The organism is Pseudomonas salicis (assembly GCF_057128705.1).
Map to the genome: position 1 here is coordinate 832,507 of NZ_JBSKHU010000001.1, position 22,541 is coordinate 855,047.

At 59.0% G+C, this 22,541-nt stretch carries 24 protein-coding genes; 19 read left to right on the top strand and 5 right to left on the bottom strand.

Annotation, left to right across the window (positions count from 1 at the left end):
- Positions 1-248: 248 nt before the first annotated feature.
- The 3 genes from ACWKWE_RS03850 to ACWKWE_RS03860 all read right to left on the bottom strand — a co-directional run bounded on the left by ACWKWE_RS03850 (position 249) and on the right by ACWKWE_RS03860 (position 1,890).
- Complete coding sequence (locus ACWKWE_RS03850; RefSeq protein ID WP_483849691.1) at positions 249-461, bottom strand: hypothetical protein; 213 nt, start codon at positions 459-461, stop codon at positions 249-251.
- Between the two features lie 465 nt (positions 462-926).
- A complete protein-coding gene (locus ACWKWE_RS03855) occupies positions 927-1,205 on the bottom strand; it encodes a hypothetical protein (RefSeq protein WP_483849692.1) in 279 nt (92 codons plus the stop codon).
- Positions 1,206-1,359: 154 nt separating this feature from the next.
- Complete coding sequence (locus tag ACWKWE_RS03860) at positions 1,360-1,890, bottom strand: CGNR zinc finger domain-containing protein (protein WP_483849693.1); 531 nt, start codon at positions 1,888-1,890, stop codon at positions 1,360-1,362.
- 107 nt (positions 1,891-1,997) lie between these two features.
- On the opposite strand from ACWKWE_RS03860, the gene ACWKWE_RS03865 reads away from it, so the two are divergent.
- The 18 genes from ACWKWE_RS03865 (at position 1,998) to rutF (ending at position 19,027) form a co-directional block, all read left to right on the top strand.
- Positions 1,998-2,981, top strand: coding sequence for a zinc-dependent alcohol dehydrogenase family protein (locus tag ACWKWE_RS03865; RefSeq protein ID WP_483849694.1), 984 nt, complete (start codon positions 1,998-2,000; stop codon positions 2,979-2,981).
- Between the two features lie 66 nt (positions 2,982-3,047).
- Positions 3,048-3,674, top strand: coding sequence for an NAD(P)H-dependent oxidoreductase (locus tag ACWKWE_RS03870; RefSeq protein WP_483849695.1), 627 nt, complete (start codon positions 3,048-3,050; stop codon positions 3,672-3,674).
- Between the two features lie 70 nt (positions 3,675-3,744).
- The gene (locus ACWKWE_RS03875) at positions 3,745-4,041 is read left to right on the top strand and encodes a putative quinol monooxygenase (protein WP_483849696.1); all 297 of its coding nucleotides are present in this window, start codon (positions 3,745-3,747) and stop codon (positions 4,039-4,041) included.
- 27 nt (positions 4,042-4,068) lie between these two features.
- The gene (locus ACWKWE_RS03880) at positions 4,069-4,962 is read left to right on the top strand and encodes an SDR family oxidoreductase (RefSeq protein ID WP_483849697.1); all 894 of its coding nucleotides are present in this window, start codon (positions 4,069-4,071) and stop codon (positions 4,960-4,962) included.
- Between the two features lie 52 nt (positions 4,963-5,014).
- Complete coding sequence (locus ACWKWE_RS03885) at positions 5,015-5,446, top strand: DUF2000 family protein (protein ID WP_483849698.1); 432 nt, start codon at positions 5,015-5,017, stop codon at positions 5,444-5,446.
- A 59-nt stretch (positions 5,447-5,505) separates the two neighbouring features.
- The gene (locus ACWKWE_RS03890) at positions 5,506-6,876 is read left to right on the top strand and encodes a pyridoxal phosphate-dependent decarboxylase family protein (protein WP_483849699.1); all 1,371 of its coding nucleotides are present in this window, start codon (positions 5,506-5,508) and stop codon (positions 6,874-6,876) included.
- Positions 6,877-8,348: 1,472 nt separating this feature from the next.
- Positions 8,349-9,251 (top strand): LysR family transcriptional regulator, encoded by a 903-nt coding sequence (locus ACWKWE_RS03895; RefSeq protein ID WP_483849700.1) that lies wholly within the window; start codon positions 8,349-8,351, stop codon positions 9,249-9,251.
- A 140-nt stretch (positions 9,252-9,391) separates the two neighbouring features.
- Positions 9,392-10,204 (top strand): alpha/beta fold hydrolase, encoded by an 813-nt coding sequence (locus tag ACWKWE_RS03900; protein ID WP_483849701.1) that lies wholly within the window; start codon positions 9,392-9,394, stop codon positions 10,202-10,204.
- A gap of 15 nt (positions 10,205-10,219) precedes the next feature.
- On the top strand, positions 10,220-11,341 hold the full coding sequence (locus ACWKWE_RS03905) for an LLM class flavin-dependent oxidoreductase (RefSeq protein ID WP_483849702.1): 1,122 nt from the start codon (positions 10,220-10,222) through the stop codon (positions 11,339-11,341).
- A complete protein-coding gene (locus tag ACWKWE_RS03910) occupies positions 11,338-11,733 on the top strand; it encodes a RidA family protein (RefSeq protein WP_483849703.1) in 396 nt (131 codons plus the stop codon). Before ACWKWE_RS03905 ends, ACWKWE_RS03910 begins: the two co-directional genes overlap by 4 nt.
- Positions 11,734-11,791: 58 nt before the next feature.
- On the top strand, positions 11,792-12,754 hold the full coding sequence (locus tag ACWKWE_RS03915; protein ID WP_483849704.1) for a BMP family protein: 963 nt from the start codon (positions 11,792-11,794) through the stop codon (positions 12,752-12,754).
- A 5-nt stretch (positions 12,755-12,759) separates the two neighbouring features.
- Positions 12,760-14,268, top strand: a complete 1,509-nt coding sequence (locus ACWKWE_RS03920) for an ABC transporter ATP-binding protein (protein ID WP_483849705.1) — start codon at positions 12,760-12,762, stop codon at positions 14,266-14,268.
- On the top strand, positions 14,261-15,346 hold the full coding sequence (locus ACWKWE_RS03925; protein WP_483849706.1) for an ABC transporter permease: 1,086 nt from the start codon (positions 14,261-14,263) through the stop codon (positions 15,344-15,346). Before ACWKWE_RS03920 ends, ACWKWE_RS03925 begins: the two co-directional genes overlap by 8 nt.
- The gene (locus ACWKWE_RS03930; RefSeq protein ID WP_483849707.1) at positions 15,328-16,269 is read left to right on the top strand and encodes an ABC transporter permease; all 942 of its coding nucleotides are present in this window, start codon (positions 15,328-15,330) and stop codon (positions 16,267-16,269) included. Before ACWKWE_RS03925 ends, ACWKWE_RS03930 begins: the two co-directional genes overlap by 19 nt.
- A gap of 59 nt (positions 16,270-16,328) precedes the next feature.
- A complete protein-coding gene (locus ACWKWE_RS03935; protein ID WP_483849708.1) occupies positions 16,329-16,730 on the top strand; it encodes a Rid family hydrolase in 402 nt (133 codons plus the stop codon).
- 77 nt (positions 16,731-16,807) lie between these two features.
- The gene (locus tag ACWKWE_RS03940) at positions 16,808-17,815 is read left to right on the top strand and encodes an aldo/keto reductase (RefSeq protein ID WP_483849709.1); all 1,008 of its coding nucleotides are present in this window, start codon (positions 16,808-16,810) and stop codon (positions 17,813-17,815) included.
- Positions 17,816-17,871: 56 nt separating this feature from the next.
- Positions 17,872-18,462, top strand: a complete 591-nt coding sequence (locus ACWKWE_RS03945; RefSeq protein WP_483849710.1) for a malonic semialdehyde reductase — start codon at positions 17,872-17,874, stop codon at positions 18,460-18,462.
- Positions 18,463-18,529: 67 nt separating this feature from the next.
- On the top strand, positions 18,530-19,027 hold the full coding sequence (gene rutF / locus ACWKWE_RS03950) for an NADH-dependent FMN reductase RutF (protein ID WP_483849976.1): 498 nt from the start codon (positions 18,530-18,532) through the stop codon (positions 19,025-19,027).
- Positions 19,028-19,161: 134 nt separating this feature from the next.
- Here the strand turns inward: rutF and ACWKWE_RS03955 are convergent, their stop codons facing one another.
- Complete coding sequence (locus ACWKWE_RS03955) at positions 19,162-20,055, bottom strand: LysR family transcriptional regulator (RefSeq protein ID WP_483849711.1); 894 nt, start codon at positions 20,053-20,055, stop codon at positions 19,162-19,164.
- A gap of 51 nt (positions 20,056-20,106) precedes the next feature.
- The gene (locus tag ACWKWE_RS03960) at positions 20,107-21,009 is read right to left on the bottom strand and encodes a LysR family transcriptional regulator (protein WP_483849712.1); all 903 of its coding nucleotides are present in this window, start codon (positions 21,007-21,009) and stop codon (positions 20,107-20,109) included.
- A 172-nt stretch (positions 21,010-21,181) separates the two neighbouring features.
- On the opposite strand from ACWKWE_RS03960, the gene ACWKWE_RS03965 reads away from it, so the two are divergent.
- Entirely contained in the window at positions 21,182-22,531 is a 1,350-nt protein-coding gene (locus tag ACWKWE_RS03965; RefSeq protein ID WP_483849713.1) for an amidohydrolase family protein, read from the top strand.
- Positions 22,532-22,541: the final 10 nt, after the last annotated feature.

Below are 22,541 nucleotides of genomic sequence, written 5' to 3' on the forward strand. Positions count from 1 at the left end.
TAAGTTCGACTCAAGGAATGGTGCACCTGCTCGATCAGCATCGCCATTGATCGCGATGTGGGAAATGTGCCATCCAGCCTCGATCCTCTGGACCTTGAGCGTCGTGTTCGCTGACCACCGACGTGTCCAATAAGTAAGCTTGAAATCTATAAGTAGTCCTTAGCGTATGTTAGAAAGCGCCAAAGAGGCGATCCTCAACGGGATCGGCTCACAGTCGGCGGGGCTTGGGATGTATCTGGTGCGTTTTCCTATGCAGCTGGAGTGTCGAAACTGAGCAGTCGATCAAGCTGCAAACTCGCAGCGCTGAACCCACCTTGATCGTTTCGCGCAACTGCATTGAGTTCGATGATGTCTTCTGCCAGCAGATCTGCATTGCCCTGGTCTTGTTTGAGGCGCAACAGCAGTTTCTGTTTCAGCTGGGCAGTGACTGGCCCTCGTGCGTGTCGGTGACGTGTACTCATGATGGCTTTCCTACTTATTCCAGCTTAAAGATGAGGCCTACTTTCTCGGCGTCTCGCGGGCGGCTACGTACCCATTCCAGGGATATGCAAGCCATCCGGACGGTCCACAAAAACCCTGACGTCGCTCCTGGCATTTGAACTGCGAATGCCAGCCCCCGTAACCGTCGAAAACCCAACCAAATAGTCCAGTAGCTTCAAACTGGTCGTAGGTGATATCGATGATGAAATCACTTACCTCAAACCAGACGTGATTGGCACCGTTTTTCAGATTCGGGTGACGTGTACCGCAGACGTACTCCCCTTCACAGTGAAGCGTTTCCCAAACTACCCGCCCTAGGATGTCGGAAGCGACTCCGCATGCGCCTCAGGGAAATCCGTCGAAAGCGGAGTCCTTCGCATCAACGAGACTGATGAGCCCAACTCGGCATGCAAAGGCTACTTTCTCAAGCTCTGTCTTGATTCCGCTTATGGCGTTATCCTCGACTGCCGGGGCAGGTCGCCGGCTCTCTCCATCTGGATGCTCCGCATCAAATCAAGCCAATCAAAAAGGCCCTTCGGCGCCTCGTAATAAGCCGCCATTTGCGAGACCTTTGAAAGATCAATTATCTGTCCTGAATTCGTTGCAGCGATGCTAGCCAACTCGTAGATTGCAGCTTGGATTAGGGCGTTGTTACCGAGACTCACACCTGACCAGTCAGCAGATTGCAAAGCCATAATTAATGCAGATTTCTTCAGTTCAGTCATAAAGACTTTTCCTATGCTGATTCGTCATCTGCCGCCGGGTACATCTTTTCAGCAGCCAGGCATTTCGGGCATTGCTTCATGTGTGCGGGTACGGTTGCATAGTCCTTCCATACAAGCCACTTACCCCGGCGCTTCATGTACGGAACGCGATTGCTCATACGGTGCGTGAGCGAAAAGCCGCCACGTTCGCTTTGTTACCGCAAAGAGCGTACGAGTGCCATCGCTGAGTGCGGGCCCGGGTCGTGTCGAAGTAAGCAGCCTTGCAATCGGGGTTGGCACAGATCTTGAAACGATTCCATTTCCCCTCCCGGCGCAGCTGCGCAACATCCCGAAGGACCAATCCGACCAGGGTTTCACCCCCCTGCTCTTCCAGACAGGCGCCTGACGCTTCAGCAAAAAAATAGTGGAAAGACCGCTGCGTCGAGAGTTGATTCAGCCTCGCTAGTGCGTCGGGATCGTCGCCACCGTGGTAGACCATCGTCAACAGGCAGTCACGAAGCTGACGGGCCAGCGGAAGTGAATCCTCTCCAACCTTCTCGGCAGTCGCCATGATCAGCGGCAGGCGAAACGCGTCGAACCGGTCGGCGTTTTCCATCTGATCGATACCTTGTTCAAACCCGACTCCGCCTGAATTCAAAAGGGCTAACAAACGGTCGATGGCCGAAGCCTGCTGCTGGGTTGGCATAGTGTTTCCTCGCAATGCAAAAAGCCCATCCTACAAAAAAGCCTTGCCGCACCGAGATTGTAATGGTCATAATAATTTAAGGCAATTACATTGACGGGAGAGCGGTGATGAAGTCACTTCAAATTAACGCCCTCGGCGAGCCGGGCGAGGTCATCGCATTAGCGTCGCTTCCTTTCCCAACGCCGAACGAAGGTGAAGTGGTGGTGAGGCTTGAAGCGGCGCCGATCAACCCATCCGATTTCATGCTGGTGCGTGGGCGGTACGCGGTGAAGCCGACATTTCCTTTCACCCTCGGTGCAGAGGGCGTCGGCCGCGTGGTTGCGCTGGGGCCAAAGGTCAGCCAAACATGGGAAGGCGCAAGGGTCATCGTCTTGCCCACCAACGAAGCCGGAACGTGGGCCGAAGAAATAGTGGCCCCAGTGAGAAATCTGGTGGCGGTCGGTGAGAGTGACGAATCCGTTCAGATCTCCATGCTGGGCATCAATCCCCTGACGGCCTACCTGATCTTCAATCACTTCAAGGCACTGAAGGCCGGGGACACGATCGCTCAGACGGCCGCCAACTCTGCCGTTGGGCATTGCATCGCTCAACTGGCGCATCAGGCCGGTGTCCATGTCGTCCATATCATCAGGCGGCCAGAGGCTGTAAGCGAAGTGCTGAGCCATCCGGGCGATCTGATTGCCGTCGAAGGCGATAGGCTGATCGCGGATGTCGCACGGCGTTTGGCAGGAAGAAAGCTGTCACTGGTACTGGATTCGGTGGGCGGGAAAACCGCGGGAAGTCTGACGTCGCTAATGGATCAAGGCGGCGCCATGGTCTGTTATGCAGCCCAGAGCGGCGCTGCTCCGCTCGTGTCACCGATCGACCTGAATTTCAAAGGGCTGTCCATTCACGGGTTCTGGTTGATCAACTGGATCCGGTCAACGCCACGGGCGCAAATCGACGCCCTTTACCAACGGCTGGCAGATCTGATCATAGCGGGCACCATCAGGTCCCCTGTCGAGGCGGTTTATGGGATCGATGATTACCAGCAAGCGATTGCCCATGCCCTGCGACCTCACCGGATAGGCAAGATCCTGTTCAAGTTCTAAACACTAGCATTTTAGACGTTCGATTCGCCCGATTAGATGTCAATCATAATTCATAGGAGTTACCCCATGCTCTCCAGCCACATGAAATGGCGCTACGCAACCAAGAAATTCGACCCGGCCGCAAAGGTGTCAGAAGCAGAGCTGCAAGAGCTGCTGCTCAACGTCCAATTGGCGCCCACCTCCTACGGTTTGCAGCCTTTCAAAGTCATTGATGTCCGCACGCCGGCACTTCGCGCGCAAATTAGGGAAGCCGCCATCGGTCAACCGCAGATCACCGAGGGCAGCCATCTGCTCGTTTTCGCCGTGCGTACTGATCTCAATAGCGCCGATGTTGCCCAGTTCATCGACCTGGCCGCAAAGACGCGTGGATTAAGCCGCGAAACCCTCGCCCCTCGGGAGACGCATATTCAGGGCGCGGTCAATAAGCTAATCCCGCCCGAGCGAATCATTTGGGCACAGAAACAGGCGTACCTCGCCCTGGGTGTCCTGGTAAGCGCAGCCGCGCAGATGCAGATCGACATCTGCCCGATGGAAGGCTTCGACCGTTCGCAAGTGGACAAGATTCTAAGCCTGACAGAGCAAGGGCTGGCGTCAACGGTGTTCGCGGTGATCGGCCATCGCGCATCTGACGATCCAACGGCCGGCCTGGCAAAAGTGCGCAAAAGCGCAGACCAGCTGTTCTTGACCGTCTGATCGCTTGGGGGGGCCAGTCACGTGGCCTCCTGCTCTCCCCTGTTCGCACTCAAAAACCAGGTAACCCGCTATGCAGTCGGAAAAATTCATTCTTCTGGTCCAGGCCCATGTCAAACCCGAATGCCGCGACGAAGTCCTCAACGCGGCACGAGCCAACTTTCCCCAGACCCTTGCGGAGCCGGGCTGCGAGGCCTTCTTTCAAACCACCGCGACAGACAATCCGAATGAGCTGGTGTTCTTCGAAGTCTTCAGCTCGGTCGCGGCGCACGAAGTGCACCTGACACAGGACTACGCCGAAGCTTTTTTTGCCGCGCTTGAGGGCAAGTTGATCAGCCCGCCCAGCATTAAAAAACTTCAGCTGATTTGAGCGTGACGCCTACCGAGGAATCTCGATATGCCTGATGTCAAACACACGGTTCTCATTACCGGCGCCAGCGGGCGACTGGGTCAAGCGGTGGTTTCGCTGGCCGCTGCACGCGACGGCGTCAATGTCGTTGCGGCCAGTCGCTCGCCGGAAAAGCTAGCGGCGTTTAAATCACTGAACGTCACCCTGCGCAAGGCGGATTTCGATCGACCGGAGCGTCTGGTGGACGCGTTCACTGGCGTTGATCGGCTACTGCTGATTTCCACCGATGAACTCCACGCCCCGGGCAAGCGGATCGTGCAGCACCAGGCGGCAATCGATGCTGCGCGCGAGGCGGGTGTGAAACATATCGTCTACACCTCGATGCCGACCCCTGAGCGCGCGCGAGCCATCCCGTTCGCACCTGACCACACGGCCACCGAGCAGGCGTTGAAAGCCAGCGGCATCCATCACACGATTCTGCGCGTGGCATGGTACGCCGAGAATTTGATTGAGCTGGGCATTCTGCCGCTTGCCCTTTCGACAGGTACCTGGCTGACGTCGTCGGGCGAAGGCGCGATCCCGTACGTCATGCGCCAGGACGTAGCGCGGGCAGCCTGCGCTGCATTGCTCGATACCGGCACCAGCAGCCGGACGCTGGACATTACCGGTTCAGCGGCACTCACGGTAAATGAAATGGCGGCCACGCTCTCGCACGTCTCGCAAAAGGCGTTGCGCGTCGTTTCTCTCGGAGACGCTGAGCTGCTGGACAGACTGTTGGCTACCAAAGTCCCGCCTCAGGTTGCGCCCATGATCGTTGCGACTGATGCCACTGTCCGGGCGGGCCATTTCAACATTGTGTCGAATGCCGTGAAGGAATTGACCGGCCAGCCACCGACGGCTTTCGCCGATTTCGCGCGGCAGGCATTCAACGCCGCGTTGTGAGGGCGACCTTCAAGGTGAGCGGCTTTTCCAACCCATCAAAAGGATGTTTTCCATGACTGAAGTGGACAGTCTCGAACAGGCCGTCAAATACAAGATCGCTGTCGTTCTGCGCGAGGATTTGCAAGGCTGGCAAAAGCTCAATGTCACCGCGTTTCTGGCCAGCGGCATCACCGCTGGAGCCATGGTGCAGGGCCTGACCTATTACGACAAATCGGGCTACAAGTACCTGCCGATGTTTCAGGAACCGGTGATGACCTACAGCGCCTCGCTGGAGGGGCTGCGGTCCATCGCCGACCGCGCGCGGGTGCGTGACATTCCATTCGCCATCTTCACCGATGAGCTGTTTCTGACTTACGACGATGAGGCCAATAGGCAGGCCGTGTCGGCGTTTTACAGCGAAGATCTGAACCTCGCGGGCCTGGCATTTCGATGCCCGAGAAACGCCGCTGACAAGCTGCTCAAGGGATACAAGTTAATGAGCTGACTGAGCCGCTTGGCCCGCGGAATCCCCTGATTGAACCCTGGAGTGTTTACGGAGCAGTGATGGACATTGAAGAAGCAAGCCTGACCCGAAGCGCTGACACCCGAGCGCTTGCCTACCTGAAAACCGTGGCTACGCGCCGTGTTTTTCCCGACAACAATGCGCTTGCTGCGCTCTCAGCCTTCGATGAGCACCTGAGCGAACGGGGTGCCGACGCGGAGGAAACACTGGCGCTGCTGGACGACGTCGGATCCCCCGCAACAGTGGCTACCAACGGCCCTAGGTACTTCGGCTTTGTGGTCGGCGCAGCGTTGCCGGTCGCCGCCGCCGCCGAGAGGCTGATGTTGGCCTGGGACAATGGGGCACCGCTTCATCTCACCTCCCCTGCCTGCGCCAAGATCGAGGAAGTCGCAGCCGGCTGGTTGCTGGACATCCTCGACCTGCCGCGGCAAAGCGCGGTGGGCTTTGGAACATCGGCCTCCGCCAGCAGCCTCGTTTGTCTGACGGCGGCCCGTCAGAAACTGTTGATGAACGCCGGTTGGGATGCCGACAAACACGGCCTTTTTGGTGCACCAGAAATCAAGGTCGTGGTTTCTGAAAAAGTCCACATTACGGTCCTGAAAGCCTTACGGATACTTGGTTTCGGCACTGAGCGAATCATCTTCGCGGCGGTGAATGATCACGGCGCAATAGACCTGGCAAGACTGCCCCCGCTCGACGCTTGCACGATTGTCTGTCTTCAGGCCGGCGAGGTGAATACGGGCGAGTTCGACTCCGTTGAGGCGATCGCACTCAAGGCTCAAGAGGTCGGCGCATGGGTGCATGTCGATGGTGCATTTGGTTTGTGGGCGCGTGCGTCTGAAAAGCTCAGGTACCACGCCGTGGGCATGGAGCTGGCAGATAGTTGGGCCGTCGACGGCCATAAATGGCTAAACACCCCTTACGACTGCGCGATGGCCATCTGCAAAGACCCCGCAACGCTCGCAGCGGCGATGAACAGCGACGCGGTGTATGCCAATGGCGCGAGATCGGCTCAGAAAAATCTGACGATCGAGTTCTCTCGCCGAGCCCGGGGGGTGCCAGTCTGGGCAGCGCTTCGCACGCTGGGTCGCCAAGGTGTCGCTGCCATGATCGAGCGCCACTGCATCCAAGCCAGTGCCCTGGCGCACGCATTGCGCGACAGCGGATTCGACGTGGTTAACCGCGTGGTGCTCAATCAGGTACTGGTGCGCGGTCGAGACGATGCTGAAACCAAGGCCATCCAGGCCTATGTTCACGACTCGGGCGACGTCTGGTTCGGCACAACGATGTGGGACGGCCGAGCGGCATTTCGTTTGAGCGTTTCTTCCTGGCGCACCACCGACAGCGATATTACGTTGCTGACGAGGACGATCCGTGAAGCCCGCGACGCATTCGAAAAGTCCGCGAAATAGGCGACAGAATTGCATTCGCCGTCAACACATACATTCTGTTTTCCATTGTGTGTGTGACTATCGGCAACCGACTCATAGAGTGGCTTGGAGACCACTTCCTTATGCTCTAAGTGTTCAGGAGGTGTTTGCAAAACAGATGGGCTTTTAACCGATACGGCTCGCTCCCACATCTGCAGCTCTGAAACGACGTTGCTACTACGATTCCCGCTCGATTCTTCGGGCTAAAGCGGCATTGAGGCGGGCTTGTGGATGTAGCAACATTTACTATGGATTGGGAATGGGTTCTAACGCCAATGCAACAAAGATAGCTAGTACTAGCAACAGTAATTGAACAGCGTGTTGTGCGGGTCGCCTCGATGCCATAGGAGCTAAAAAGAAGATCACAGGATAGGAGGTAACCAGCGTGGCCATGGCTAGGAGCGACAAGATTTCAAGCGTCATAACAGTCATGGTCAATGAAGGTGAATGGAATGAACCTAGGCGGCGGCATCAGCGTAAATGCAACCTGTTTTCTCGGTAACCTGTGCATCAGCAGCTTTTCAGCCGTTGGCAAGAGATCGGTAAATGCCACTGCCATTATGGCCTGCACATTGCATCCGAAATCGCGGCCGGCCACGGCGACCACATTGATGTCGAGTGCACAGCATTTTTTGGTACTACCTTTCGTGTGTCATTACCTCTTCATTAACCGTCCACGCTGAGGTTACAAATCAGGGTGGGCAACGCCAGTTCGGCGCTACGCTAGGTGAACAGATAAATCATCATCAGAATCTCCCTTTGTCGGTGAGAACGGCGGAATGTTTCATTCACCGACGCTGCGTTTGTAGCGGTGCGATAATTGGATGTCTTCATTCGATAAGTATCATCAGTCTGTCCTGCAATTAGCGGCCCCCGGTGTCCTGCCGCTTGGTTAGAAGGCCTATTCCTTATAGTTGGCTGGACCTTCTCACCTTTTGGGATTGCCCGAACCTTGCCCGCAGAAGACTAGAGCGAGTCGCATTCCGCCCTCCCGGGACTCGTGATTCGGCATAAGACAAACCCGAGCATGACCATAACCTCTACGTGGGGCGAGGATGTGATGAGCAACGGGGGCCAAAATATGAGATTACCAGCCCTCCGTTTTGAGCCCTCTGGATGTCTGCTTTGGGTTGTGAGCGGTCAGTCCGCAAGCAGGTTAACAGGGCTAAAGTCAGATCAAAATGGCCTTCTCATCTCCAAAAACACGCCCTTGGAACTCGAAATCCTCATACAACCGTACGGCATGGGGGCCAGGGGCACGTCTTGTGCATAGCCACTGAGGCTGAGCGCCTCAGCATCCGGCCAGGGACCTTCGGCCTGCCGTCCCATTAGCCACTCTGGACAACGAGCTGCATCGCCCGATCGAGTCAGGGCACCGAATCGGTCCGCCTTGCCTGTTGACCAGATCACAACGGCTGATGCACTCGCGCTCCAGGGCCGGCCTGGAGAAAGCCTTGAACTTCACCGCCTTCCGCTATTTCAATGAAGTCGTGCAATCCAAAGCGATCCGCCGCGCTGCGGACCGCCTGCACGTCACCCCGTCCGCCGTCAGCCGACAAATCGCCTTACTTGAACATGAACTCGGCACTCCGCTGCTGGAACGCACCAATACGGGTGTGGAACTGACCGCCGCAGGCGTTATGTTGGAGCGTTACACCCGCACCCTGTTTCGCGACCTGGAGCGCGTACGGGAAGGCATCGCTGCGTTTCGCTCGCTGGATCAAGGCGAGGTGAAGATTCACGCCATGGAAGGTGTGCTGTCGAGCTTCCTGCCAGAGACGATTGCAGCCTTCCTGCAACTGCACCCGCGCATCGATTTTCAGGTCACTACCTGCTCCAGCGACCTGATCGTCGAGGCATTGATTCGCGACGAAACGGACATCGGCATCATCTACAACCCCGAACTGCGCTTCGAAATCAGCGTGGTCGCCGAACGCAAGGAGCCCGTGGTTTGCCTGGTCTCCAGGCACGACGAACTGGCCGGCGAAGCCGTGGTGACCATGCACCAACTATGCAAACGTCCCCTCGCCCTCCCTCGCCCCAGCTTTGGGTTGCGCCAGCTGTTCGACCGCACGCCAGAGGCGCGTCAACTCAAGCCGCGTATCATCGTCGAAGCCAACAATCTGGACATTCTGCGCGCCACGGCGGTACTTGGCGCCTGCGTCACGATCGGCCCGGAGATCTCGGCACGACGGGAGATCGACGCCGGATTGCTCAAGGCCATTCCCATCGACCTCGACTCGTTCAGAAACGTGCGCTCGGCGGTCTGCGTGCACCAGGAAAGGGTGCCCAGTTACGCCACTACCGCGTTTCTCAAATTTCTCAAGGGCCGCTTCCCGCTGGCCAGCGAAGCGTGAGGGTGTTCGAATTTGGGCAACATGGCATGCAGCATTCGCAGTTACGTGCCGCCCAAATCCCCGTGCAATAAATAGTCATCCGCGAACATCAGCCACTGACATTCGCAACCAAGCTGACCAGGGGAAGCCAGATGCCGAGCATGTTCACCAATGGAATCCAGACCCACTACCAGATTCAAGGCAGTGGACCCGCGCTGGTGTTCGTTTCCGGGCTGGGTGGCGCAGGTGGTTACTGGGCGCCGCAGGTTGAGCGCTTCGCAAAGACATTCACCGTCGTGACTTACGATCAGCGCGGCGCAGGCAAATCCGACCATCCGGATGAGACTTACAGCATCCAGACCCTTGCCGACGATCTGCAGGCGCTGATCGAGGGGCTTGAGCTGGATCGCCCGGTGCTCATCGGTCACTCGACCGGTGGCGCGATTGGCCAATTGCTCGCGGCGCGTGAACCGCAGTTGCTGGCGGGCATGGTGCTGTACGCCAGTTGGTCGAAATCCGACGCGCACTTCAACTGGTGCTTCCGCATGCGTCGGACGCTGCTGGAAGGCACGTCGCTGGAAGAGTACGTCCACGGCAGCGCGCTGTTCCTGTATCCGCCGGAGCACATTCGCGACAACGCCGAATCGCTGTCGCCTGGCCTCCTGGCATCGGTCGCCAACTTCCCGCCCCGGGAAATCGTGCTGCGCCGCATCGACGCGATCATGGCCCACGACGCCACGGCCCAGTTGTCGATGATCCGCATTCCCACGCTGGTGACCTGCGCCGACGACGACATCCTCACCCCGCCCTACCAATCACGTTTGTTGGCAGACGCCATCGACGGCGCTGATCTGCACATCGTGCCCAAGGGCGGACACAGTTTTTCGGAGACCGAAACCGTGACATTCAACGGTCTCGTCTCCGATTTTTTATCTCGCATCGGTTTCTTGCAAGCCGAAGCCTCAGTCCTCTGATTCAAGGAGTTCATCATGTCCGGCAACGACAGCAAAAGCGTGGAGTTCGGTGTTTTTCTGCCCGTCGGCAACGGCGGCTGGATCACCTCTACCACCAGCCCGCAGCTTCCCGCGACCTACGACTACAACAAGCAAGTCACGATTCTGGCCGAAACGCTGGGCTTTGATTTTGCGTTATCGATGGCCAAGTGGCGCGGCTACGGCGGCCCTTCGCAGCACTGGGACATTACGCTTGAAAGCATGACCACCATGGCAGGTCTCGCCGAAGCCACCAGTCGCATCGGCGTGTGGGGCACCGTGCACACCATGGTCTTTCACCCGGCGGTGGTGGCGAAGATGGCGGCCGTGCTCGATCAGATATCCAAGGGACGTTTTGGCCTGAACATTGTGTCCGGCTCCAACCCCACCGACCAGGGCCAAATGGGGCTCTGGAAGGACCTCGACCACTCCGAGCGCTATGAAATGGCCGAAGAGTGGCTGACCGTGCTCAAGCGTCTGTGGACCGAGGACCGTGTCGACCATAAAGGCAAGCACTATGAACTGACCGATTGCATGTCCAACCCGAAACCCGTCACACCGCCGCCGATCATCTGCGCGGGCGCATCGGATCGGGGCTTCCTGTTCACCATGCAGCACTGCACCGGCAGCTTCATGCTGGGCTCGGACCACGACGACTTCATCAAGACCGGCCTGCGCGCAAAAGAGCTGGCCGCCCAGCAAGGCAAGCGAGACTTCAAGACCTACGGCCTGTTCACCATCGTGCCCGGCACCACGGATGCCGAAGCCCGTGAACGCGTCGCGCTTTACGATTCCGGCGTAGACACCATCGCGCTGGACAATCAGACCCGCGAATACTCCGGCGACAAGAGCTTCAAGCAGAACACCATGGCCCAGCGCTTCGTCTCCCAGGGCGAACAACGCAACTCCATGACCCGTGCCGCCCTCGTCGGCTCGCCGGAAACCATCGGCAACAAGCTCGCTGAAATCATCAAGGGCGCGCAGCTCGACGGTGTAACGGTCATCGTTCCCGACTTCATCGACGACCTGAAGGTCGTGGGCACCGAAGTGCTGGAAGTGCTCGAACTCAACGGCGTGCAGACCAACGCACGCGCCCACCAAAAGGCGGCGCGCGGATGAAGACCGGTCCCTGCAACCCCAAAGGTCTCAAGCAGCAGACCTACTACAACCACGCGGTGGTTCGGCGCGGGCAACCGGTATTTCTGACCGGCCAGGTGGCCTGGGACGCCGACGGCAACGTGGTCGGCAAAGGCGACATCGATACCCAGGCGAAGAAGATCTGGGAAAACATCGGCCTGGCCCTTGCGGCATTCGGGGTCGGCCCGGAAGCGGTGGTCAAGCTCAACACCTATGCGTTGTCCCGGGAAACCATCCCGGCGTTGCATCGTGCCCGTTCGGCGTTCTTCGACGGTTACGACCTGCCCGCCAGCACCTTTGTGGTGGTGGCCGGGCTCGCCGATCCCGACCTGCTCGCCGAGATCGACGTGACCCTGATTCTGCCGCAGGACTGAACAGATTCTTCAAGCCAGCCCCTTTGCCAACCGTCGCGGTGCGACCAGGAGTTTCGACATGAACATGCATCACCTCTTAGCGATCGCGGCCACCACCACGCTGGGCTTCGGTTCATTTGCGAATGCAGCCGAAGCCCCGCGCGTGGCGGCGTTGTTCACTCAAACAGTCACACAAGGGACATGGGACAGCGCAGGTTATGCGGGTTTCAAGGCCATGGCCGACAAAGACGGCTTCAAGCCCAGCTACCTGGAAAACACCTCCTACGAGGCCGCCCCCGCCGCACTCCGGCAACTGGCGTCCGATGGCGTGAAACTCATCATCGCGCACTCGTCGGGCTACTCGGCGGCCATCAAGGAAGTGGCGCCTTCCTACCCGAACACCGAGTTCGTGCTCTATTCCTATGAAGGCTCCACCGCTAACCTGCCCAATTACTCCGCGTGGTCGGTGGACTGGGACGAATACGGTTTCGTGCTCGGCGCGCTGGCAGCGTCGGCCAGTAAATCGGGGCACATCGCGGTGATCTCTGGCGAGCCGATCCCCTCGGCTGAACGCACGATACAGTTCATCAAAAAAGGGGCGGCATACGTCAATCCCAAGGTGCAGGTGGACTCGGCTTACGTTGGCTCCTTCGTCGATGTCGCACGGGCCAAGGAGATCGCTACCGGCCTGATCGCTCGCGGTGCCGACTTCGTGATTCCATCCGCCGACACTGCCGACGCCGGGGTTCAACAGGCCGCCGACGAAGAAGGCGCGCTGACCATCGGCTCCTATGGCGACCAGTCGAAGGCGTATCCCAGCTCGGTCATGACCTCAACGGTGATGAACTTCGGAAAATCCTACGCCGACATCGGCAAGGACTACGCATCGGGCAAGCTCGGCAACCGCATCGTCACTGAAAATCTGGCGTCCAACGGCTGGGGCCTGGTCATGCCGTTCGCCCACGTCGATGCCAGTGTTCAAGCCAAGGTTACGAAAGTCATGGACGACTTGAAGGCCGGCAAGATCAAGATTGAAGAGTGACGATCATGCCAGTCCCGATCATTGCGCTCGATCACGTTTCCAAACGCTATCCCAATGGCTTTCTTGCCCTGGAGAACGTGTCGCTCGCCCTTCACACGGGTGAGATCCACGCCCTGCTGGGTGAAAACGGGGCTGGCAAATCAACGCTCATGAACATTCTCTACGGTGTTCATGAGCCCAGCGAAGGCGGTGTGCTGATGGAGGGCCGAGAGGTCGTCCACCGGCGCCCCGCCGACGCCATCGCCAACGGGATTGGCATGGTTCACCAGCACTTCAAGCTGGTCATGCCCTTCACCGTAACGGAGAACCTGGCCTTGGTCGCCAAGGGCGCCAAGCGCAGTGCGTTTCGTCGTCACGCCGATGCTCGCGCCTTTATGGAACGTTTCGGCGTCGATCTGGACCCTGCTGCGGTGGTCGGGCAATTACCGCTGGCCTTGCAGCAGCGGGTCGAGATCCTCAAGGCGCTGGTCAACGAGACCCGCGTGCTGCTGCTCGACGAACCGTCGACCATCCTGACGCCTGCGGAAATCGACAACCTGTACCTCACCTTGCGCCGTATTCGGGATCAAGGCACTGCCGTTGCCGTGGTGACCCATAACGTCGACGAAGTGCTGGCCAATACGGATCGCTATACCGTGCTCAAGCGTGGCCGTACCAACGGCACGGGCCTGATCGCTGAAACGAATGCGGCGCAACTGGTCGAACGCATCGTCGGCCATGCCGTTTCCAACGCGGCCCGAATCGGCGCCGCACGCACACCAGGTGTTGAATGCCTGGCACTGCGTGACGTGTCGCTGCGTCCTTCCAGTGGTTCGCCGGGCCTGCATCAGATCGACCTGACCCTGCGTGCAGGCGAAGTCGTCGGCGTGGCAGGTGTCGAAGGCAATGGCCAGACCGAACTGTTCGACCTGTTGGCCGGACAAAGTCAGCCGGACAGGGGTTTGCTGACACATAACGCTCAGGACATCAGCGTGGCGCTGGTGCCCCAGGACCGTCACCACGAAGGCCTGTCGCTCGACCTGTCGGTGGCTCAGAACCTGCTCTACCCTCGCATCATGGCGGGCGAATTCCGCCGCGGCGGGCTGCTTGATCATGGCGCCATTGGCGAACAGGCCAATGTGATGATCGAGGTCTCCGACATTCGCACGCACTCTCCCACCACCCCGGCCCGTTCGCTGTCCGGGGGCAACCAACAGAAGATCGTGTTGGCCCGCGCGCTGGATCAGGCGGCGTCCATCGTCGTGGTGTATCAGCCCACTCGGGGCCTCGATGTGGCGGCCGCCGATGCGGTCCTGACACGGCTCGCAAAGGCCGCTGACAGCGGCACCTGCGTGGTGGTCATTTCCTCGAACATCGAAGAGCTGATCCGCATTTCGGACCGCATTCTCGTGGTCAACGGCGGCCGAATCACCGGCGAAGTCACAGGTGACGGCATGTCCGTTAAGGCCATCGGCCCGTTGATGACCCTCGGTCGGCAACCTCATTCACGTGTTCTGGAGACGGCCGATGCCTGAACCCACCCCACCCATGGCGGCGCTGCGCCTGATCCTGGCGAGACTCAGCGTTCCCCTCTCACTGCGAGTCACACTCGGTGCGTTCGCCGGCTCACTGATTCTGGGTCTGGCCTTGATCACGATGCTCGGTTTTCCAGTCCTGTCGGCGATGGGCGTGGCCGCGGACGGCGCATTCGGCGATGCGCGAGCCATCGCCGACACGCTGGTATTCATGACACCAAGGCTGCTGGTTGCCCTTGGTGCACTGATCGCCATTCGTGGCGGCCTGTTCAACCTCGGCGGTGAAGGCCAACTGCAAATGGGGGCCATCGGCGCGATGCTGCCCTTCCTCGCATTCGGCAACATCGGCCCGTTGCTGTTGCCGCTGGCGATGCTCAGCGGCGCGCTGTGCGGCGCCCTGTGGGGGCTGATCCCGGCGGTACTGAAACTGTGGCGCGGCGCTGACGAAATCATCGTCACGCTGCTGATGAACTTCATCGCCATCTACTTCGTGAAATACCTGGTTCAAGGTCCGATGCGCCCGATCGGGTCGACCTTCAACATGTCGGCACAGTTGCCACGGGAAGGGATCTTCCTGCCGCTGATCGACGGCACTCGTCTGCACCTGGGCGTGATCCTGGCGCTGGTCATCGCCATCGCGATCTGGGTCCTGCTGCAACACACAGCCTTCGGCCTGAAGCTGCGTGCCAGCGGCCAGAGCCCCGGTTTCGTGCGCCTGCAAGGCCAGTCGGCGGGCCGGATGGTGCTATCGAGCATGGCGCTGTCCGGTGCAATCGGCGGGCTGGCGGGCGCGTTCGAAGTGCTGGGCGTGCAGTACCGTCTGATCGACGGGTTCTCTTCGGGGCTCGGCTTCGAAGGGCTGGCCGTGGCCTTTCTCGCCGGCCTGGAACCGTTCGGTGCAGTGGTCGTGTCGCTGTATTTCGGCGCGATCAACAGCGCCGCCCTGGCGTTGCAAAGCTCACTGTCGATCCCCGCAGCGCTGGCCGATGTGCTCAGCGGCCTGCCGATCCTTCTTCTGGCCGTGATCAGCGGCGTCATGCTCACCAAAGGGAAGCCTGTATGGACCTCAACTCGGTAACGATCGCGCTGTTCCTGGCCGCTGGTGTTCGCATGAGTGTGCCGGTCTTGCTCGCAGCGCTTGGCGAACTGGTGTCGGAACGCGCGGGTGTTTTCACCATCGGCCTTGAAGGTCTGATGCTGTTCGGCGCCGTGACTTCAGCGGTGGGCCTGGCGATGACCGGCTCCCCTGTCGCCGCGTTGGCCATTGGCATGCTCGGCGGGATGCTCGCTGCGATGGTGTTGGCATTGGGCACGGTGCTGGCCCGAGCCAACCAGATCGTGATGGGTATCGGCTTCAACCTGTTGGCCATGGGCGTCACGTCGCTGATCCGCCAACTGATGCTGGTCAATACGCCACCAGCAGGATCGCTGCGCTCGGTGACGATGATGAAACTGCCGTGGCTTTCGGATCTTCCGGTAGTGGGTCGTGCGTTGTTTTCCCAAAGCCCGGTGTTCTACGTCGTGGTCCTGCTGGCGGTGGCGCTGTGGCTGATGTTTCGTTTCACCCGTTTAGGTCTGTTGCTGAGGGCGGCGGGGGAAAACGCCTCGGCCCTCGACGCTGCCGGACAGCCTGTTCTGGGACTGCGTTTCGGCGCGGCTTTGTTCACCGGAATGCTGGCGGGCCTGGGTGGCGCCTACCTGTGCATCATCGCGTCGGGCGGCACGTTCATCGACGACATGACCGCCGGACGTGGCTATCTGGTCATCGCGATTGCGATCTTCGCCCGCTGGATGCCGCTGCGCACTCTACTTGTGGCCATTGCCCTGGGCCTGTTGGAAGCCCTGCAATTTCAGGGGCAGTACCTCGGCATTCAGATCGCCACCCCATTGTTAATGGCCACGCCCTTCGTGGTCGCCCTCGTCGCCTGGGTCGTCATGGGCCGCGCGGGCGCCGCACCGGGTGATCTGGGTAAACCGTTTTTACGCGGCGCCGCACATTGATCCACGGCCGTCGCCAACTCTATCAACCCACGTTTCGACACCTCAATCAGGAGTGACACATGAACCAGGCAATCAACCCGCAAGGCTGGATCATCGGCAAAACCGCTACCGGCCTCAATCACCTCAACTGGGGCATCAAGGCCGGTAACCATGTGTATGTCGCCGGCATGCTGTCCACCGATCCGGTGGATGGCAGCCTGGTCGGCGAAGGTGATATCGAGGTGCAAACCCGCCGCGTGCTCGACAGCATCAAAGTAGTGCTGGAGTCCGCGGGCAGCAGCATGGACCACGTCACCATGAACCAGATTTTCTTGCGAAATCTGGACGACTACCACGCCTTCAACGAGATCTATGTCACCTACTTCCCAACGCTCTTGCCTGCTCGTTTCTGCGTGAAGCTGGAAATGGTCAAGCCAGAGTTTCTGGTCGAGATCGCCAGCACGGCGGTCATCCCGTCCTGAGAAGCCCTGAGGGCCGCAGCTATGCTCGCCGGCCTATGAGCGACCTGCATCTGTGTTTGTGAGTGAGGATGTTTGACATGCAATACCGCTATTTGGGCCGCAGTGGCCTCAAGGTGTCTGAACTGTGTCTGGGCACCATGATGTTCGGCGGTGCTACCGACGAAGCGACCTCGCAACGGATCATCGCCAGCGCGGCTGATCACGGCGTTAACTTCATCGACACCGCCGACATGTATAACAAGGGCGAATCGGAGCGTACCGTCGGCCGAGCCATCGCCCATCAGCGCGATCGCTGGGTGTTGGCCAGCAAAGTCGGCAACCCCATGGGCCAGTTGCCGAATCAGAGCGGCATGTCACGCAAGTGGATTCGTGAGGCGACCCATGGCTCGCTCAAGCGCCTGGGCACCGATTTCATCGACATTCTGTACATGCACAAAGCCGATTTCGACGCACCGCTGGAAGAGATGGTGCTGGCCTTCGCCGACCTGATTCGTGAAGGCAAGATCGGCTATTTCGCAGTCTCCAACTTCAAGGCCTGGCGCCTGGCGGAAACCGTACGGCTGGCTCGCGAAGCCGGCATTTGCGGCCCGGTCGCTTCACAGCCGCTGTACAACCTGGTGAACCGCGAAGCCGAGGTCGAAATCCTGCCAGCAGCCACGCACTATGGTGTCGGCACCGTCTGCTACAGCCCGCTGGCACGAGGGATTCTCACGGGTAAATACCGCGAAGGGGCGCCCCCCGAGGCCGACAGCCGCATCGCCCGCGCCGACCCGCGCATGCTGGAAGCCGAGTGGCGACCAGAATCGCTGGCTGTCGCATCAAAGCTGGTGGCTTATGCCGAGCAGACCGGGCGCAAGCCTGCGCACTTGGCCCAGACCTGGGTCATGCGCAACGCTCATATCACCAGCACATTGGTAGGCCCCAGAACGTTTGAACAGTGGGACGACGCGCTCGCTGCGATGACCTGCCCGTGGACGCTGGAAGACGAGCTTTTCTGCGACGCGCTGGTGTCCCCCGGCAAGAGTTCGACGCTGGGTCCGATGGACCCCCACCACCCCATCGAAGGCCGCATCGCTCGCCTGTAACCGGCACATTGAAAACGGGCCGTGCCCCTCGGCCCGTCGACTCCCAGAGGAAAACCATGAAACCTGCTTTGACCGACGACGCCCTGCGCCTGCTGTTTACCGACGCGCGCACCTATAACGGCTGGACCGACGAAGCGGTACCGGATGGCGTTTTGCGTCGCCTGTACGACCTGCTGAAAATGGCCCCAACCTCGGCGAACTGCTCCCCCGGCCGCTTTGTGTTCCTGCGCACCACTGAAGCGAAAGAGCGCCTGGCGCCCGCGCTGTCGAAGGGCAATCTGGAGAAAACCATGACCGCCCCGGTCACGGTGATTGCCGCTTGGGACACTGCATTTTTCAACCACCTCCCAACACTGTTTCCCCATGCAGACGCCAAAAGCTGGTTCACACACAGCTCTCAGGCAGCTCATGAAACGGCCTTCCGTAATGCGTCGTTGCAGAGTGCCTATCTGATCCTGGCAGCCCGGGCGTTGGGACTCGATGCCGGCGCCTTGTCAGGCTTCGACGCCAAGCAGGTCAACGAGACGTTTTTCAGTGATTCCACCTGGACCGTGAACTTCATCATCAACCTGGGCCATGGCGACACAACTCGACTACACGACCGCTTGCCGCGCTTGGACTTCGATCAAGCCTGCACCCTGCTCTGACCCTGTTTTTTGGACCTGGTATCCGATCATGCACACCACACTTGTCGCCCCCCGCAACACCTCACCCATGGTTGATCACGTCATGCTGAGCAAAACCGATTTCCGTCATGCCATGTCGCGCCTGGGTGCGGCCGTGAACATCATCACCACCGACGGCCCGGCAGGCCGCGCGGGCTTTACCGCCTCCGCCGTATGTAGCGTGACCGATGAGCCGCCTACCCTGCTGGTCTGTCTCAACCGCAGCGCCTCCGTCTACCAGACGTTCAAGGGCAACGGTGTGCTGTGCGTGAATGTCCTCGGCGCGGGGCATCAGGACATCTCTAACCTGTTCGGCGGCAAGACGCCCATGGATGAACGCTTTGCCGCGGGGCAGTGGTCAGTTGGGCCTTCGGGAAGCCCTCTGCTGGACGATGCCAGCGTGTCGTTCGATTGCCGCTTGAGCCAGATCACCGAAGTGGGCACCCATGACATCCTGATCTGCGAAGTGAGGTCGATAACTGTCAGCGCAGAGGCGCGCAACCTGATCTACTTCAATCGCCAGTATCATGAGCTTTCAGTGGATTGAGGTGATTTGTGGCTGCGCCCCGATTTCACGAGCCGTGAGCGGGAATGAGCGACTGCTTCCGGCCATTAGCGGTCGCTCACTGCTACGGGAATTCAGTAATCAGCGCAGAGTGAGCAGCCAAAAAAGGTCAGCCCCTATCTAACCATTTCAACCATGAAATCGACGAAAGCTCGAACCTTCATAGGAAGGTTTTTACGCGATGGGTACGACACGTAAAGCGGGTAGGTTTCCTCCGCCCACTGAGGGAAAAGCTCGACGAGCACACCACGTTTGATCAGGTCGCGAACTACGATGGAGAAAACTTGCGCAACGCCAGTGCCTGCAATGCACTCGGACAACATGGTAGACGAATCACTGACACAGAGGCGGCTTTGCGTTTTGACCACAACCGCATCGGTCCTCCCATGAAACTCCCACGCAAACGGCCTGCCTGTGCGGGGATTCCTGAGATGAATGCAGTGGTGCGTATGCAAATCTTCAGGGTGTTCTGGGAAGTCATGCCTTTCTAGGTAGGCTGGAGATGCAACGGTTATAAGCCGCAGATCAGCGATTTTCCGAGCAATCAACGATGCGCCCTCAGGCTCACCAAACCGGACCGCGACGTCAATGCCCTCAGCTACCGGATCGCCAATCTGGTCACGCGATATCAGGTCAAGGCTCAGATGCGGGTGAGCATCGAGTATGTCGCCAATGCGGCCATTGACCAGTAATCGGGTGACAAAGGGGTCTATGTTGACACGCAAGCGACCTTGAACCACTGCGGCCGAAGCCGAAGCCATGGCAGCGGCTTCCTCAATACTGTCCATGCTGGGTCTGACACGTTCATAAAACCGCCTCCCTTCATCGGTGAGGCTGACGGAGCGGGTCGTGCGATCAAGCAGCCGAACCCCGACCCGTGACTCAAGTCGAGATATAGATCTACTCACACCCGACGTGGTGATACCGAGCAGTTCACCCGCACGCCCAAACCCGCCGGTTTCTACAATGGCGGCAAGTACACTCACACCGGTCAGTAGTCGACTGTCCATTCTACCGTTCCCGAGAAGGACGCCGCTCTGGCGGCAGGCTGTTTAACAGGTTCATGAATTCAGGGCCTCATACACAAACTCGACAAAGCAGCGCACCCGAGGAGAGGGGTCATGCTGTGAAGGATAAAGGGCGTACAACCCGAAGCGCTCATCGGACCAATCAGGGAATAGCTGCACCAGCTTTCCGGCTCGGATCAGATCCTGAGTTCCAATATCAATGGTCTGTATCACACCAGCCCCAGCGGCACATGCACGAATCATCGCCGTCACATCGCTGACCATCAGGCGCCCTGATGTCGACACCGTCAGGACCTCATCACCCCGGTGAAACTCCCATCCAAATGCACGATCTGTGACCGGATTGCGAAAGTGGATGCACTCATGACTGTTCAATTCTCGCGGGTGTACGGGATGTCCGTGCACTGCCAAGTAACTTGGCGCCGCCAATGTGAGCACGCGAGTATCAAGCAGTTTCTCTGAGGCTCCTGAAGAAGACGGGGGTTCGCCGAAACGCAGGGCAAGATCAATCCCGTCGACCACTAGATCGCCTACCGATTGCCGCGTCAGAAGGTCCAGTTGGATTTCCGGGAATGCACCGAGAAAGGCAGTCAATCGATCCGCCAGTATCGTGCGCAGAAAAAAAGGATCGACATCGACCCTGAGCCTCCCGCGTACCGCTGCGGGTGAGCTGACCAAATCTGCGGCCGCAGCTTCAATGTCGGCAAGCCCCGGAACAACTTGCTGGTAAAACCGACGACCCTCTTCTGTAAGCGCCAGTGATCGAGTCGTACGGTCAAGCAGGCGAATACCAACCCGCGTTTCCAGGCGCGCCACGGCACGCCCAACACCCGAATCTGACATTCCCAGCACAACAGCAGCCCGCGTAAAACTTCCGGTTTCCACAACCGCCGCCAGCACCGCAACGCCTGATAACAAACGCCCATCAAAGCTCATGGCCACCTCTGAATTTGAGTCAAGAGTGTAAGGACATAAGCGCACTTCAGTAAACAGCCCCTGAGCCTTAGGCTTTGTTTCACGCAGGGCTGCTCTTGCCAGCTCTGGACAATCAGCAGGACGCCTCTTAGTCCGCTGCCTCAGCTAACCAGCGTTATGGATGTATGCCCAAATGCAAACCACACCTTACAAGCGCACGCTATTTCAAGGCGGTACCGTCCTCACACTGGACGCCAGCGCCGGCGACTTCGCCAAAGCGGATATCTTGATCGAAGGCTCGCGCATCATCGCCGTGGGCCAAAACCTGAGCGCCGAAGGCGCACTGGTCATCGACGCCACCGGCCACATCGTAATGCCTGGCTTCGTGAACCCGCACCAGCATGCTTGGCTTGGTCTGCTGCGCGGTCTCATGCCGAACGTCGAAACACTCAACGAATACTTCGAAGCGATCCCGTTTGCAATCGGGCGCCATTACCGCCCTCGCGACGTGTACCTGGCAACCTTGTTGACGAGCCTGTCATGTCTGGACGCGGGTATCACCAGCATCCTGGATGCTGCGCACAACAGCCTTACCCCAGAGCACACCGATGCGGCACTCGAAGCTTTCGACGATGCGGGTATCCGCGCTATCCATATGGTGGGTCAGCCGGTGGGCCTGACGGTCAAGCACTGGCCAAACGAAGTTCAGCGCCTGAAAAGATCTGCTGACGCTCTGGTTAACGTGGGCTTGTTCGCCAATACATCCGACGTGGATCAATGGGCCGTTGCACGCGCATCTGGCTGCCGGATTCTGAGCGAATTTGGCAACTGGGACGGCAGCGTATCGCCGCTTCGTGATCTTCAAGACAAAGGATTGCTCGGCCCAGACAATGTCTTCAACCACTGCGTCCGATTGACCGACGATGATTGGAAAATCCTCCGCGAAGCCGGGGTACAGATCACTGTAAATCCGAGAACGGACTCATTGTTCGGCCTGGAAACTGATGGATTCCCCTATCAAACGGCGCTCGAACACGGCCTACGACCAGCGCTTGGTATCGATATCGACACCTCACAGGGAGGAGACATGTTTGGCGAGATGCACGCGGCGTTTTATCAGCAGCGCACATCCAGCCAAAAACGACGCGCCAATGGAGATACATCGGTGCCTGGTCCGGTACACGTAAGGCCGATTTTGGAAGCTGCGACGATTGACGGTGCCCGATGCATGGGACTGGAGAGCACTGTGGGGAGTCTCACACCGGGCAAACAGGCCGACCTGATCATGATTCGTACCGACGGCGTCAGTATTTTTCCTTCACACAACGCCATAGGCAACGTTGTTCACATGGCTAACCGCAGTGACGTGCGTACTGTCATGGTCGCCGGTCGCCTGCGTAAGCATGAAGGTCAACTTCTGGGCGTCGATCTAGCGCGTATTCAACAAGACACCGAGGCTGCCCGCAGCTATCTGTTCGAAGCAGCGGGTTATCAACCCGACGCCTTCGAAGAAGACTTCCCTCGCCTGCAACCTGCCACATGAACGCCATGAC

Bases quoted from the DNA above. Each gene is read 5' to 3' on its own strand.
- ACWKWE_RS03925 (WP_483849706.1), top strand. From the start codon at position 14,261: ATGCCTGAACCCACCCCACCCATGGCGGCGCTGCGCCTGATCCTGGCG.
- ACWKWE_RS03885 (WP_483849698.1), top strand. From the start codon at position 5,015: ATGACTGAAGTGGACAGTCTCGAACAGGCCGTCAAATACAAGATCGCT.
- ACWKWE_RS03890 (WP_483849699.1), top strand. From the start codon at position 5,506: ATGGACATTGAAGAAGCAAGCCTGACCCGAAGCGCTGACACCCGAGCG.
- ACWKWE_RS03910 (WP_483849703.1), top strand. From the start codon at position 11,338: ATGAAGACCGGTCCCTGCAACCCCAAAGGTCTCAAGCAGCAGACCTAC.
- ACWKWE_RS03905 (WP_483849702.1), top strand. From the start codon at position 10,220: ATGTCCGGCAACGACAGCAAAAGCGTGGAGTTCGGTGTTTTTCTGCCC.
- ACWKWE_RS03860 (WP_483849693.1), bottom strand. From the start codon at position 1,890: ATGCCAACCCAGCAGCAGGCTTCGGCCATCGACCGTTTGTTAGCCCTT.
- ACWKWE_RS03855 (WP_483849692.1), bottom strand. From the start codon at position 1,205: ATGACTGAACTGAAGAAATCTGCATTAATTATGGCTTTGCAATCTGCT.
- ACWKWE_RS03960 (WP_483849712.1), bottom strand. From the start codon at position 21,009: ATGAGCTTTGATGGGCGTTTGTTATCAGGCGTTGCGGTGCTGGCGGCG.
- ACWKWE_RS03930 (WP_483849707.1), top strand. From the start codon at position 15,328: ATGGACCTCAACTCGGTAACGATCGCGCTGTTCCTGGCCGCTGGTGTT.
- rutF (WP_483849976.1), top strand. From the start codon at position 18,530: ATGGTTGATCACGTCATGCTGAGCAAAACCGATTTCCGTCATGCCATG.
- ACWKWE_RS03945 (WP_483849710.1), top strand. From the start codon at position 17,872: ATGAAACCTGCTTTGACCGACGACGCCCTGCGCCTGCTGTTTACCGAC.
- ACWKWE_RS03915 (WP_483849704.1), top strand. From the start codon at position 11,792: ATGAACATGCATCACCTCTTAGCGATCGCGGCCACCACCACGCTGGGC.
- ACWKWE_RS03865 (WP_483849694.1), top strand. From the start codon at position 1,998: ATGAAGTCACTTCAAATTAACGCCCTCGGCGAGCCGGGCGAGGTCATC.
- ACWKWE_RS03850 (WP_483849691.1), bottom strand. From the start codon at position 461: ATGAGTACACGTCACCGACACGCACGAGGGCCAGTCACTGCCCAGCTG.
- ACWKWE_RS03965 (WP_483849713.1), top strand. From the start codon at position 21,182: ATGCAAACCACACCTTACAAGCGCACGCTATTTCAAGGCGGTACCGTC.
- ACWKWE_RS03875 (WP_483849696.1), top strand. From the start codon at position 3,745: ATGCAGTCGGAAAAATTCATTCTTCTGGTCCAGGCCCATGTCAAACCC.
- ACWKWE_RS03935 (WP_483849708.1), top strand. From the start codon at position 16,329: ATGAACCAGGCAATCAACCCGCAAGGCTGGATCATCGGCAAAACCGCT.
- ACWKWE_RS03900 (WP_483849701.1), top strand. From the start codon at position 9,392: ATGTTCACCAATGGAATCCAGACCCACTACCAGATTCAAGGCAGTGGA.
- ACWKWE_RS03920 (WP_483849705.1), top strand. From the start codon at position 12,760: ATGCCAGTCCCGATCATTGCGCTCGATCACGTTTCCAAACGCTATCCC.
- ACWKWE_RS03940 (WP_483849709.1), top strand. From the start codon at position 16,808: ATGCAATACCGCTATTTGGGCCGCAGTGGCCTCAAGGTGTCTGAACTG.
- ACWKWE_RS03955 (WP_483849711.1), bottom strand. From the start codon at position 20,055: ATGGACAGTCGACTACTGACCGGTGTGAGTGTACTTGCCGCCATTGTA.
- ACWKWE_RS03870 (WP_483849695.1), top strand. From the start codon at position 3,048: ATGCTCTCCAGCCACATGAAATGGCGCTACGCAACCAAGAAATTCGAC.
- ACWKWE_RS03880 (WP_483849697.1), top strand. From the start codon at position 4,069: ATGCCTGATGTCAAACACACGGTTCTCATTACCGGCGCCAGCGGGCGA.